Annotated in this window: 11 protein-coding genes and 2 tRNA genes; 8 read left to right on the plus strand and 5 right to left on the minus strand. The window is 39.3% G+C overall.

The window, feature by feature from the left end:
• Nucleotides 1-13: 13 nt before the first annotated feature.
• Nucleotides 14-949 carry a LysR family transcriptional regulator gene (locus tag BCU94_RS19285; protein WP_102477266.1) on the minus strand — a complete coding sequence of 312 codons (936 nt, stop codon included), beginning with the start codon at nt 947-949 and terminating at the stop codon, nt 14-16.
• A 567-nt stretch (nt 950-1,516) separates the two neighbouring features.
• Between BCU94_RS19285 and BCU94_RS19290 the strand changes: the two genes are divergently transcribed.
• The gene (locus BCU94_RS19290) at nt 1,517-2,614 is read left to right on the plus strand and encodes a GGDEF domain-containing protein (RefSeq protein WP_102477267.1); all 1,098 of its coding nucleotides are present in this window, start codon (nt 1,517-1,519) and stop codon (nt 2,612-2,614) included.
• 530 nt (nt 2,615-3,144) lie between these two features.
• Here BCU94_RS19290 and BCU94_RS19295 read toward each other — a convergent pair.
• The gene (locus BCU94_RS19295; protein ID WP_102437802.1) at nt 3,145-3,459 is read right to left on the minus strand and encodes a hypothetical protein; all 315 of its coding nucleotides are present in this window, start codon (nt 3,457-3,459) and stop codon (nt 3,145-3,147) included.
• 177 nt (nt 3,460-3,636) lie between these two features.
• Here BCU94_RS19295 and BCU94_RS19300 point away from each other — a divergent pair, with 177 nt between their 5' ends.
• Together BCU94_RS19300 and BCU94_RS19305 are read left to right on the plus strand one after the other, a co-directional pair.
• A complete protein-coding gene (locus BCU94_RS19300) occupies nt 3,637-4,131 on the plus strand; it encodes a putative 4-hydroxy-4-methyl-2-oxoglutarate aldolase (RefSeq protein ID WP_102437800.1) in 495 nt (164 codons plus the stop codon).
• 59 nt (nt 4,132-4,190) lie between these two features.
• Nucleotides 4,191-6,005 (plus strand): AsmA family protein, encoded by a 1,815-nt coding sequence (locus BCU94_RS19305; RefSeq protein WP_102477268.1) that lies wholly within the window; start codon nt 4,191-4,193, stop codon nt 6,003-6,005.
• 245 nt (nt 6,006-6,250) lie between these two features.
• Here the strand turns inward: BCU94_RS19305 and BCU94_RS19310 are convergent, their stop codons facing one another.
• Complete coding sequence (locus BCU94_RS19310; RefSeq protein ID WP_102477269.1) at nt 6,251-7,774, minus strand: LysM peptidoglycan-binding domain-containing protein; 1,524 nt, start codon at nt 7,772-7,774, stop codon at nt 6,251-6,253.
• A 141-nt stretch (nt 7,775-7,915) separates the two neighbouring features.
• The gene (gene gloB, locus BCU94_RS19315; protein WP_102477273.1) at nt 7,916-8,713 is read right to left on the minus strand and encodes a hydroxyacylglutathione hydrolase; all 798 of its coding nucleotides are present in this window, start codon (nt 8,711-8,713) and stop codon (nt 7,916-7,918) included.
• A gap of 290 nt (nt 8,714-9,003) precedes the next feature.
• Between gloB and BCU94_RS19320 the strand changes: the two genes are divergently transcribed.
• A complete protein-coding gene (locus BCU94_RS19320; RefSeq protein WP_102437795.1) occupies nt 9,004-9,738 on the plus strand; it encodes a methyltransferase domain-containing protein in 735 nt (244 codons plus the stop codon).
• A 49-nt stretch (nt 9,739-9,787) separates the two neighbouring features.
• On the opposite strand, the gene rnhA is transcribed toward BCU94_RS19320, so the two are convergent.
• Complete coding sequence (gene rnhA, locus BCU94_RS19325) at nt 9,788-10,270, minus strand: ribonuclease HI (RefSeq protein ID WP_102437793.1); 483 nt, start codon at nt 10,268-10,270, stop codon at nt 9,788-9,790.
• Between the two features lie 76 nt (nt 10,271-10,346).
• Between rnhA and dnaQ the strand changes: the two genes are divergently transcribed.
• The 4 genes from dnaQ (at nt 10,347) to BCU94_RS19345 (ending at nt 12,751) form a co-directional block, all read left to right on the plus strand.
• Complete coding sequence (dnaQ, locus tag BCU94_RS19330) at nt 10,347-11,081, plus strand: DNA polymerase III subunit epsilon (protein ID WP_102477270.1); 735 nt, start codon at nt 10,347-10,349, stop codon at nt 11,079-11,081.
• 11 nt (nt 11,082-11,092) lie between these two features.
• Entirely contained in the window at nt 11,093-12,385 is a 1,293-nt protein-coding gene (locus BCU94_RS19335) for a TIGR03503 family protein (protein WP_102477271.1), read from the plus strand.
• A gap of 163 nt (nt 12,386-12,548) precedes the next feature.
• Nucleotides 12,549-12,625: transfer RNA gene (locus BCU94_RS19340), tRNA-Asp, on the plus strand.
• A 49-nt stretch (nt 12,626-12,674) separates the two neighbouring features.
• Nucleotides 12,675-12,751: transfer RNA gene (locus BCU94_RS19345), tRNA-Asp, on the plus strand.
• Nucleotides 12,752-12,848: the final 97 nt, after the last annotated feature.

Consider the following 12,848-nt stretch of genomic DNA (forward strand, 5'->3'; position numbering starts at 1 on the left):
TAGTGATTGTATGTTATTTAATATCTTGTTTGTTTAACACGCCATGCTCAACCAGTTGAGACAATAGCTGCTGGGTTTTCTCTCTAAAATAATCACGTAATAAGCGCACTGTTGGGGTAATAGACTGACGACTGGGGCACACAAGCCACAATTCTGTCGCAGTTGGCTTATATTCCGGCATGACGTTTACCACACGACCAGTTAGCAAATCATCCGCCATATCAAGACATGACTTAATCGCAAACCCGTGTCCCGACACACACCAACGCCGCACCAAATCTCCGTCATTAGATGCACGATTACCTTTAAGCTTTACTTTATGGCTTTGGTTTTGATGACTAAAGCGCCACTCGTTCTGAACAATATCCTGTAACTGGTAAAACAGCCCATTGTGATTTATGAGTTCATCTGGCGTTGTAGGGGCGCCATTTTTGTCTAAATAGCTAGGTGTGGCGCACAGTACTCGTGGAATACTGCAAATTCGAAAACCATACATACTGGCATCGCTTGGCTCACCATAGCGCAGCGCCATATCAACAGAGTCACGATAAAAATCAATATTACTGTCAGTGATATTACTGCGTAAAGCCACGTCGGGATAAAGCAGCAAAAAATCATCCAACCACGGGGTAACCACATTACGGCCTAGATCAGATGATAGGGCAATTCTTATTTCACCTTTTAGTACATCTAAATCTTCCTGAGCATTTTGCTGGGCATTGTCTAACAGTTGCACAGCCAGTTCGCATTGAGGTAAATAGCGCTCACCAGCAGGGGAAAGCCTAAGTTGGCGCGTAGTGCGTACAAATAGCTCAACCCCTAATGCCGCTTCAACACGCTTGACCGCAGCACTAGCGGTTGCCATACGCATATCAAGGCTGTTTGCAGCCGCAGTAATACTTCGAAATTCAGCTACTTTGAGAATGATGTGCAGGTCTTGTATGAGCATATTATCAATCCATATTTGAGAATATTATAATTAATATAGCGTTTTTAGTGGAGTTAACAACAGGTATTATTTACTTATTCGATAAAATAGCCCGCACAGGTGATAACAATGCAACAAGTTCATTTTCAACAAGGTCTAATACGTCCGCCATCTGAGACTGACTGTCTTCTTATTAGAACCACTTAAGGCTGTCCGTGAAATAAATGCAGCTTTTGCATCTTATTTAAAGATGTTGACTTTGCCTTCCAGAGTAAATCAAAGGGGATTTCTGACATAAGGTAGGCATTTTCTCTAGCTGATGAGTTGTTCAATCAAGGTGTCAATTGTGCGCTAAATAACGTCTAGCACATGATTATTTAATGATTTCCAATAAAGTGCACTGGTCAGCTAGACAGTTCAGGCGATGATTCCTATTATTTATTATAACGATCTAATTAACTGTATTTGATAGTTTTTAAGAAAGTTAAAATAAGTATGCAGTCTCTTAAAATATTCGTTTATCTCAAGCTATTAAAATCGATTAATGAGTTGTTTACTAGGGTCAAATTGTGCTGAATTAGGATATGTATGTCTAACGTTCCTGCAAAACTTTTACAAAATGTCGCCGAGCAAACACCTAAAGCCATGGTTGCGATGTTGATTGTCTCTATTACTTACGCCTTAGTATTTAACATCCTCATTCCGTTTAACATTTTGATGACTTGGTTTTGTTTACAAATTCTCTTAGCAATATGCCGAATTTATAATGCAAAAATGTTTGAAAAACATTTAGAAAAAGAAGATAGAAAAAGACTCGCTAATGATGAAGTCATTTTTATCGCGCTTAATGTATTTCAAGCCTTTATGTGGACGGCATCATCGGTGATGCTAATAATTTATGCTCGTCAACCGTTTGAGTTTGTCGGTTTTATTCTAATTATCGGAATTGTCACAGCCGCAACATTATCGATGTCGTCTTTCTTTAAAGCCTATTTGGTGTTTTTCATTTTAATGATAACGCCGCAGATTGCTATTATGCTTTATTTTGGTGAATACCAACATTTTGCTTTATTGGCGTTTATTGTTAGCTATATTCCTGCAACCATTTTATTGTCAAAATCAATGTTAGATAGTCGTATATCTAGCATAAAAGCCCACGAGGATGTAGAAAAGAGCGCCGAAGAATTTCGTAGATTATCCATCATGGATAACCTAACTAACATATATAATCGACGCTATTTTTTTGAAATGGCCAAAAAGATAATGGCGATTGCTTCAAGACAACAAACTAGCGTTTCACTGTTAATGATTGATATCGATCACTTTAAAAAAGTGAACGATAATTATGGCCATCAAGCAGGTGATTTTGTATTAATACATCTCGCCAGAGTCGTAGAAGCTAGTATGCGAGAAAGCGATATTTTCGCACGAATTGGTGGTGAGGAATTCGCTATTTTACTCAACAATACATCAATGAATGATGCCAAGCGTATTGCTGAGAAAATACGAATCATCATTGAGAGTAAAGATTTCCTTTATAATACCATTTTGATTGATACAAGCGTCAGTATCGGTGTCGCTGAAATGACCCAAGAAATCACTACAATTGAGGCATTATATAAACAAGCAGATACCCATCTTTATTTAGCAAAAGGTCACGGCAGAAATAGAGTGTATCCAGTTTAGCTAAAACGGTTTTAATACATTTGAAATTCAAAATTAAAGGGGCTTTTCTCAATTCAAATTGCTATTTTTCAACCCATTGTGGCACCGTGATAGGCAGACCAAGTGGACGATATCCCAAATGACATTAAAGGATTCATTGGCGATATTTATCAAGCATCATTCAAATAGTAGCAACCACAGAGGGGAAAGGGCAGTTCTTGCTAAGCCAAGTACCAACTTAACCCGCAGTGAAGAGGTTTTGTTTGAAAAGTAAAAATCAAAATGAACATATACCTTCGAATAGCGATAAGGTTTTTGTAGGTTTGGTTATGCAAGCTAGTTTTGGGTAGATTTAAAATATAAATTATTTACATAGCCGGATTATAAACAATTTAGGCTTACCCCCAAGTAAACCTAAAAAGATATAAAGTAATGCGATTATAAGATTGGACAATTAAATCAGCCAATAAAAATAGTTAGAGTATCAATTTGTGTTGAACTTGAGTCTTTTAGTATGAAGATTTTACTATTTAATTTGGGTTCTAGACTATTTATTTTTGTTTGATTGAAATCATGATTTCAAGTACTTCTTGGTAAGAAATACGATATTCTCTAGACAGTTGTATGACTTTAGATTTGTAGGTTTGAACTTGCTCTTGCTTCTTTAAGGCTGATTTTTTTTGCTCAACCATTTCTGAAACGACTTCATTTAAAATGTTTAATCGACGTAAACTGTAATCAAGAGAGTCAAGATAAGTTTTCATTTGCAATTTGTTGCGGGCACTTTCAAGACTTTTAGTTGTTCTATTTTCGAAATCTAATTCATCAAAGGCGTTAATTACATTTTGTAAATTAATATCAGTCATATGGATAACTACTTAGGATTATGAGTAAATGAATGCTATTTAGCATGGGTACTCTCTATCTTCCATGAATAGTAACAGAGCATTATTGATAGTTTATTCAGATTAATGATTTGTTTCAATAGAGCATGACGTTTATATTAAACATTAATTTATTTACTTTAGTACAGGATGTGCAAAATGCTAGATTTATTACCTGATTTATTTGACCACTATGGTTCTGAATTAACCTTGATACCCGCCAATTGGCAAAGTTACGGCGCCAAACGGATATTTTATGGTGAAGTGGTTACGGTTAAGTGTTTTGAAGATAACTCTAAAGTGAAGTCAACGTTAGCAACCGCTGGTAAAGGTAAAGTGTTAGTGGTCGATGGCGGCGGCGTGTGTCGGCGTGCTTTGCTAGGTGACATGATTGCGGAGTCGGCGGCCAATAATGAATGGGAAGGTATCATCATTTTTGGTGCGGTAAGAGATGTGGGCACATTGTCGACCATTGGTATTGGTGTGCAGGCGCTAAGTGCTAATCCCATTAAAACAGAAAAAAAAGATGTTGGCCTTGTGAATATAAATATCGAGATTGCCGGTGTCTCAGTAAAACCTGCCATGATGATCTATGCCGATGAAAATGGCATAGCCGTTACTGAAAAACCTTTAGATTTAGCAGTATTAAGCTAAACTTAGATGAATTAATTTATTTTTACATTAAAAATCAATTTGCTTACAAGGATGCAAACATGAAGGCACTTAAATGGCTATTAGCTATAGTCGCTAGCGTAATCTTATTGCTGGTTATTTATTTAACGGTATTTTTTGATCCAAATAGTTTTAAACCACAAATTGTGGATGCCGTTAAAAAGCAAACTGGCCGTGATTTTGTCATTAGCCAAGACTTAAGTTGGAGCTTTTTCCCGACACTTGGGATTAACCTCGGTGGCATTTCACTATCCAACCCTGAGAACTTTTCTCCAAGTACATTAGTTGAAGTAAACCAAGCGGTCGCCAGTGTGGCATTAATGCCGCTTTTAAGCCAACAAGTGGAAATTGCACAATTATCCCTTGATGGTTTGACTATGAATATCGTCACTAAAAAAGACGGTTCAACCAGCTTTGATGGTTTGGGCGGTGCTGCATCACCTGAAACCACAACCGCGTCAGAACCAGCATCATCAGCTAATACACTCGAATTGCAAAGTTTACAAATCGGCGGCGTGTCTATTACCAATACCACCATCAACGTAATTGATGAAGCGGCAGAAACCAAACAAATATTTAGTTTAAATAGTTTAACCCTTGGTGAGTTTTCATTAGGAAACGCTGCAGACTTTGCTTATGAATTTACTGCACAAATGCCTGATATGATGCTGGCAAGTTCTGGTAATGGTCAATTGACCATTAGTGAAGATTTGACTCAGGTTATTATGGCTGATTTAACCATTAATACTGATGTGACCGGTGAGGCTATCCCTAATAAAAGTGTTAGCAGCCAGCTGATTACTGATATTAATGTGGCTTTAGATGCTAAAAAATTAGATGTTGCTATAAAACAATTGTCAGCGATGGACATAAGCGCCACTGGCGATGTTTCAGTCAATTACGACGCCACAATCCCTAAAATCAACCTGCAATTAGATGTCGGTGATATCGATGTTGATAAATTACTGCCGCCATCAGAGACCGAAGCTAAAGCAGAAGACACTGAACAAGTTGCAGCGAGCAAGCCAGCTGTAGAGCCTGATTTGTCCGCATTAAAAACCATTGATTTAACCTTAGGCATGACGGTTAAATCAATCAAGGTCGCAAACCTACTCACTCAAAACTGGGTAATGAAAGCCAAGGTCAAAGATGGCGTTGCCGATTTAACTCAGTTTTCTGCGAATTTATATGAAGGTAGTATTAAAGCCACAGCACAGCTCGATGGTCGTCAGAAAGTACCTAGTTACCGCTTCGATGAAACATTAACAGGTGTGCAATTTAGACCACTGTTAAAAGATGCGGCGGATATTGATTTAATCTCAGGTGCGGCAAATTTTAAAATTTCTGGTTCTGGTAAAAGTTTAATTCCAGATAACTTAAAGAAAAACCTGCTGGCACAGGGTAATTTCGAAATTGCCGATGGCTCGTTATACGGAGTGAATATCCCGCAAATGATCCGTAGTGCTCAAGATAAGTTAAAAGGGGATTTATCTGCAAAAAATACTGAAGAACTTAAAACTGATTTTACTAGTTTAACCGGTAGTTTTAGTTTGAAAAATGCTGTTGCGACTAACCCAGACTTAGCTATGGCGTCGCCACTCATTCGCCTTAGCGGTAATGGCAGTGCCAATATTGATAATGAAACTGTGGACTATAAGCTAACGACGTCAGTGGTGGGCTCATTAGCGGGTCAGGGTGGTGAAGATGCCTTAGCTGGCGTGGACATTCCGCTTACCATAACCGGCAGCATGAAAGATCCTAAATTTGGTATCGATACCAGTGCTTTATTAGATTCTAAACTTAAAGATGAAACCGATAAACTCAAAGGTAAGTTATTTAAGAAATTAGGTTTTTAATGATGTGATTAAGCCCACTTGGGCTTAGTCAGCGGCTATTTTTATCATAAGTAAAAATATCCAAGGGATCATGTTAACCAAGACTTTGGATGTTGTACTGCTTTAAACTTGGTATAGATGAGTTGATTACATCAAGTTTAAAAATCGCTATATAATAAAAAACGGCAAGGATCACCTTGCCGTTTTTTGTTTTAAGTCGCGAAATACTTACTGCGAAATTGCTAAGAAGTTAGCTTATAGACTCACTACGCATTGACCTTGGTGACATCCACAATCAATCTTAACATCTGTCCTGGCTGAATATACTTACTGTTTTGAAGTCTATTCCACTCGATCAAATCATTGACTGAAACGTTGAATTTACTGGCAATTCTAGCCAATGAATCCCCAGAGCGAACTTTGTAATTAACGGTTCTTTCTGCATTGTTTTTGCTACTTGATACTGCGCCAATCTTTAATTGTTTACCAATGCTTAAAGTGCCGTTTTTAGGCAGACGATTCCAGCGAATTAAATCATCAACACTGACATCATTTTTTCTGGCAATGACCCATAATGAATCGCCTGATTTAACCGTGTAAGTTTTAGTCTTAACTGAGCTTGGTTTTGCTTGTGCTAATAACTGTTCAGTTGTGAGGTTTGCGCCTTCAGCAGGAACTGGAATAATAAGGTACTTTCCGGCTCTAATATTATTATTTTTCAGGCCATTACTTGAACGAATAAAAGAAGCCGAAGTATCAAAATGCTTGGCAATATGGCTTACGGTATCGCCAGATTTAATTTGGTATCTATGCCAGTTCAATTTTGATTTAGGATCAAGGTTTGCAAGTTTTTGTTCAAACTGCGCCGCTTTATCAAATGGCACCACCAATGTATTAGGGCCATCAGGTGATGTTGCCCAGCGATCTAAACCTGGGTTTAATGCTTTTAATTCTTTAACTGGCATATTGGCTAAATCTGCCGCAAGTTTAAGGTCAATCTGGCTTTGGGTATCAACCACAGCAATATGCGGTTCATTACTGATTGGAGTTAGTTTGATGCCATATTTGTCAGCATTTTTAACCACATCTGATAATGCAATCAGTTGCGGTACGTAGCGTTGAGTTTCTCTGGGTAATGATAGCGCCCAAAATTCAGTGCTTTTACCTGCGGCTTTATTACGGCGAACAGCATTATTTACTCGGCCTTCACCCGTATTATAGGCCGCAATGGCATATAACCAGTTTTGTCCGGTCCTATCGTATAAGTACTCTAAGAAGTCCAGTGCTGCAGTGGTGGATGCGGGAACATCACGTCTGCCGTCATACCACCAGTCACTTTTAACACCAAAGTAATTAGAAATAGGCGTAGTTAATTGCCATAAACCTGAAGCGGCACTCGCAGAGTAAGCTGAAGGGTCAAACGAGCTTTCAACAATAGGTAATAATGCTAGTTCAATCGGCAGATTACGTTTTTCTAATTCTTCGACAATATAATGTAAATACGGCTCTGCACGTTGAGAGACAATTTCTAAATGTCTTGGGTTCGCTAAATACCAGTCTCGATATTTATTCACCAGTTTTACATCATCAATTGGCATGGTAAGTTGCAAACGGATCCGTTGCCAAACATCGGTGATTTCAACCGGTGCTGCAACTTCGTCTACAACTTTTTCAGGCTTAATTGGCTGAGGAACGACAATCGGTGAAGGCTCGACTTTTGTTGGAGTGGCAGTTTGGCATGCGGTTAGAAATGCCAAGCTTCCAACAAAAAGGTATAAAGGTTTATGCATCTAAAAAAAATCCTAAATCTTGCAAAGCTGGCAGATCAAAGGCGTCTACCAAATGTGTTTGGTCAAAATTGAGGCGGCATTGTAGTGTAAAATGGCTTTAATGTCTTTGCTAACTTAGCAAGTGACGCCGCGCTCAATAGCTTAAAAGTTATTTTTCCACTCTCTGAGTAAAGTAAACGTCTGTAGTGCTGTTGGTTTTTCAACTTGAAACTTAGCAGCGATGACTTGTTTTATTTCTTTACTGTTACTTCTTAAAAATGGATTTATGGCTAATTCTGTTGCGATTGTAGTTGGAATTGTAGCCATATTGTTATTACGAGATAAAGTAACTGACTGACTGTATTGCTGCAACGCTTTATTGTTAGGTTCTGCTTGTAACGCAAATTTAAGATTAGCCGCGGTATATTCATGGGCGCAGTAAACTTGGGTGTGAGGTGGCAAGTCAGCGAGTTTTGCTAACGAGTTTGCCATTTGTTCGGCTGTGCCTTCAAACAATCTTCCACAACCGCCGCTAAATAGGGTGTCTCCGCAAAATAACGCTTCACAGTTTACACTATCTGGCTGTTGATAAAAGTAAGCTATATGACCTAACGTATGGCCCGGCACACTAATGACTTTAAGCTTTGTATCAAGCTCCTTGAGTTTGAGTAATGGCTCGCCTTTTATTGGATGCGTAATACCGCTAATATTTTCACTTTCAGGTCCATAAACCTCGAGCTTATTATTAAAAGCCTGTTGTAATTGCGCAATGCCACCAGTGTGATCTGCATGATGGTGAGTGATTAATATCCCCGCCAGCTCTAATGGGAAGCCCTTGAGGTAATCGAGCACACTTTGGCCACAGCCAGGGTCAACAACATAGGCTTGATTGCTATTTTTTTGATGTATAAGCCAAATGTAGTTGTCATTAAACGCTGAAATACCGATGACTGAAAGCATGATTAAATCCATAAGTGAAATCTTACCGCTAGGTTAACGGATTATATGTAAAAGGCCAATAGAGTGAATATGCTTGGGCTGAACTAGGCTTGTATACTGTTACATTTAAAGTAAACAACTGGTTGAAGTGACTAAATAAGGTTATGTAAACGCGCTAATTAACAATAAATTTAACACTTTATTCGTCCCTTTTTTAAATGATATCAACTATGGGTAAAATGCTAACGACAAAGAGCCATAAGTCGTTATACTCAACCTAGGGCTTTTGAAATTAAGGGAGTATCAGGTTAATGTCGATAAATCAAAAACCACAATTATGGCAAGAGTTACCCTGTGGTGATGAGATTCAATTGGCCCTAGAACAAAAGTTAACTGATTGGTGGCCGAGGATTTTTGGTTACCATTTATTAAAGCTAGGTGCGCTTAGCGCTCAAGTGTCTAGTTTACATTGCAATATTGCGCGGCATTTTTCTATTCATGATGCCCAAGGCGCATCAATTCAAGCCGATCCCCATCATTTGCCCCTGCAAACAAGCACCATGGATGCCGTGCTGATGAGTTTTTTAATGGAATTTGAACATGACCCATATCGTTTATTACGGGAAGTTGACCGAGTAATGATTTCCGGCGGCTATATTTTTGTTTGTGGTTTTAACCCTGTCAGTACCGCCTTTATGGGTAAGCTTCTACCTAAATATCAAACTCAATTACCTTGGTGTGGTCAGTTTTTTATGCCAGCGAGGGTAAAAGATTGGTTAGGTTTATTAGGTTATCAAATCCTGCAGGATGAACGTTTTATTTATCACCCTTTGCTTGGACAAATGAACCAAGGCCGCTGGTGGCAAAATAGATTAGAAAAGTGGTTACCAGGCGTTGGCAGTGTGTATTTGATTGTGGCCAGAAAAATGGAGTCGCCATTAACGCCCATCAGGGAAAAGCGAAAAGCGCGTACTCGTCAATGGGCGACAGCGCCGACAGCAGGCAGAGCAGGGCACAGTAAACATACCAAATTGCTCTCAAAATAAGCTAAAGCGTATAGCCAATAATATATTGGCTATGCAACAGATTTGGGTTTTAGGCTTTGGCTTCAGGCAGATAATTAACATCAGCTTGCTGAGGTTTAGCTTCGGCGGCTTGCCTGGCTAAATCATCACAGCGTTCATTTTCAATATGCCCAGCATGTCCCTTAACCCAGCGCCAATCAATTTGATGCAGTTGACTGGCTTTATCTAACCTTTTCCATAAATCGACATTTTTAACTGGGGTTTTAGTTGAAGTTATCCAACCTTTTTTCTTCCAGCCATGGATCCATTGGGTGATCCCTTGACGCATATATTGACTATCACTGGTTAAGATGATTTTACACGGTTCATATAGCGCTTCTAACGCCACAATAGGCGCTAATAATTCCATCCGATTATTGGTCGTCAGCTTAAATCCATCAGACATTTCTTTGGTATGCTGCTTATATTTCATTACAATACCGTATCCGCCGGGACCAGGGTTACCCAGACATGAGCCATCAGTAAAGATATTGATAAGTTTTAGTTCTGACATCAAATTGTTACCATATACACAGCAATAAACATTTCGGCAATTATACCTAAATTATTATCAATTAATTGAGTTACCTATGAATATTATTTCAGGCGCCAGTCGCCAAATCATTTTAGATACTGAAACAACCGGTATGAATCAGGCTGGTGGCCCCGTTTATATTGGCCATAGAATTATCGAAATTGGTTGTGTTGAAGTGATTGACCGTAAACTAACCGGTCGTACTTATCATCAATATATCAATCCAGGTCAGTTAATTGATCCAGAAGCCATTGAAGTACATGGTATTACTGATGAACGAGTTGCTAAAGAACCGCGGTTTCATCAAATCGCACAAGAGTTTATCGACTTTATCGCCGGTGCTGAAATTGTCGCACATAACGCACCGTTTGATATCAGCTTTATGGATCATGAATTTAGTCAGCTTAGGCCCCAAGGCCCCAAGTCAGCAGATATCTGTGACATACTCGATTCGCTAGACATTGCAAAATACCTGCATCCTGGTCAAAAAAATAATCTAGATGCACTCAGTAAACGTTACGGTATCGATACCTCTAGACGTACCTATCACGGCGCACTATTGGATGCTGAAATCCTTGCTGATGTTTACTTAGTGATGACCGGTGGACAAATTGGCTTTAATTTATCAAATGAAAAAGTGGGTCAAGAAGGTGGTGGCATACAATTAATTGATCAAAATGAGTTTAATCTTAAAGTGATCCAAGCAACGGCCGATGAATTAATATCACACGATGAAAGACTTGATTTAGTCAAAAAATCAGGCAAATGCCTCTGGAGAGGTGAAGCATAAAAGTGAGCTTAATGAAATCATACTGTCTGGCGGTTATTTTTATCTTAGTTGCTACCGTTACGCCACAATTGGCAACAGCGGTGCCTTATACCCAAGCAAGTGAGTTACAGAATAGATTTCGTATTGATCATATGGTCGATGAAGTGACCTTATTGGTGCAAAGAACTTATGGCTCCGCTCCAGTGATAATCGTGTTGCCTGACGGTTCCAAATGGTATACCGAAAGGCACCCTGATAATGTCAATTGGGCCGATGGCTTAACTGGCGATATGATTAAAATCAACAATCCGATGCCCGGTCCTTGGCAATTAATCGGCAGTTTAGCGCCTAATTCCACTATCCAAAAAGTATCGCAACTTGAAATTGACGTTGAGCATATCCCCCAGCCTCTATTTCAAGGTGAACGTTTAAAAGTCACTGCTAAGTTACTTGGTGACGGCTTAACGGTTCGTCTGCCAGGGCTTGATTACATGTTCGAATGGACGGTTAAATTTACCAGCCATCATAAAAATACCGAAGCCAACTTTACTACCGGCACTGTTACAGTCGGTTCTTACAGAGATAATGGTGAAGGTTTGGATGAGATACCCGATGATGGGGTGTTTACGGGCAAACATAATCTAAATCAACCTTGGGGAAGCTACACCTTAAGTGTTGTCGCGCGAAATAATGTATTTGAGCGTGAAATTAGCTACCCAATCTATTTATCAGAAACTCCCATTCAAGTTGAAGTAATTGAACCCGCGGATAAATTAACCGGTGTTTGGCAGATTCAAATAAATGTTGATGACGAAATACTCAAACTTGAGCAAACCCATATTCAATTCGATATCGTTGGCCCTGCAGGGCTTAAGTTACCGATTGTTGTTAATGAGCTCACTGAAACACCAGCTTTAGTCGCGATACCGCAAGTGACCGATTTTGGCAGTTATAGAATCAAAGGCAGTGTTGCCTCAACCAGTATTGCAGGGCGTGAGTTAATACTGGATTTACCGGAATTGTTTTTTAATTTAATTGAACCGCCTCAACCTCCACCCAGCGCTGAAGAGTTAGCTGCAAGAGCTGCGCAGCTAGCAGCGCAAGAAGAGCAAGCTGCAAAAGATAAGGCTATCGTGTGGATTGCATCGATTAATGGCCTACTGTTAATCATAGGAGGGGTAGGGTTAATTTTTTGGCGTAAGAAACTTGCGTTAAATAAAGCACTGGCAACAACCAAATTAAGACTTGAACAAGAAGCTGCGAAAAAAGGTGATATCACTGCTGCTATTGATGATTTTGATTTAACCATGCCAGATGAAAAATAATTGTTTGCTGCTAATTATATTAGCTTAGATTAAATTGATCTCTTTTTAGTCAAAAAGTTTATAACTTAATCGCTGTTGTATGTTTTTTAGCTAAACGGATAAAAACTTAAAAAAAACTGTTGACGGTTTTTGACGACGACCTTATTATTCGTGCAACTTAAGTGGAGCGGTAGTTCAGTTGGTTAGAATACCGGCCTGTCACGCCGGGGGTCGCGGGTTCGAGTCCCGTCCGCTCCGCCAGTTAAGTTACTTAAATTTTGTTTATCTGTATTACAGGTGACACAGTTTAGGAGCGGTAGTTCAGTTGGTTAGAATACCGGCCTGTCACGCCGGGGGTCGCGGGTTCGAGTCCCGTCCGCTCCGCCAAACAGATTAGCCCTTGTCATTAGACAAGGGCTTTTTTGTGCCTTTAATTTATGCTGTTGGGCTTATTTTAATGAATGAGTTAATTGGATTAATTACT

This window comes from Shewanella sp. 10N.286.52.C2, assembly GCF_002874545.1.
In the GTDB taxonomy this organism is placed as follows: domain Bacteria; phylum Pseudomonadota; class Gammaproteobacteria; order Enterobacterales; family Shewanellaceae; genus Shewanella.

What these genes read in the sequence shown, in the direction of transcription:
- BCU94_RS19320 (WP_102437795.1), top strand. Translation starts at nt 9,004, where the DNA reads ATGTCGATAAATCAAAAACCACAATTATGGCAAGAGTTACCCTGTGGT.
- BCU94_RS19295 (WP_102437802.1), bottom strand. Translation starts at nt 3,459, where the DNA reads ATGACTGATATTAATTTACAAAATGTAATTAACGCCTTTGATGAATTA.
- BCU94_RS19300 (WP_102437800.1), top strand. Translation starts at nt 3,637, where the DNA reads ATGCTAGATTTATTACCTGATTTATTTGACCACTATGGTTCTGAATTA.
- BCU94_RS19290 (WP_102477267.1), top strand. Translation starts at nt 1,517, where the DNA reads ATGTCTAACGTTCCTGCAAAACTTTTACAAAATGTCGCCGAGCAAACA.
- dnaQ (WP_102477270.1), top strand. Translation starts at nt 10,347, where the DNA reads ATGAATATTATTTCAGGCGCCAGTCGCCAAATCATTTTAGATACTGAA.
- gloB (WP_102477273.1), bottom strand. Translation starts at nt 8,713, where the DNA reads ATGCTTTCAGTCATCGGTATTTCAGCGTTTAATGACAACTACATTTGG.
- BCU94_RS19305 (WP_102477268.1), top strand. Translation starts at nt 4,191, where the DNA reads ATGAAGGCACTTAAATGGCTATTAGCTATAGTCGCTAGCGTAATCTTA.
- BCU94_RS19335 (WP_102477271.1), top strand. Translation starts at nt 11,093, where the DNA reads ATGAAATCATACTGTCTGGCGGTTATTTTTATCTTAGTTGCTACCGTT.
- rnhA (WP_102437793.1), bottom strand. Translation starts at nt 10,270, where the DNA reads ATGTCAGAACTAAAACTTATCAATATCTTTACTGATGGCTCATGTCTG.
- BCU94_RS19285 (WP_102477266.1), bottom strand. Translation starts at nt 949, where the DNA reads ATGCTCATACAAGACCTGCACATCATTCTCAAAGTAGCTGAATTTCGA.
- BCU94_RS19310 (WP_102477269.1), bottom strand. Translation starts at nt 7,774, where the DNA reads ATGCATAAACCTTTATACCTTTTTGTTGGAAGCTTGGCATTTCTAACC.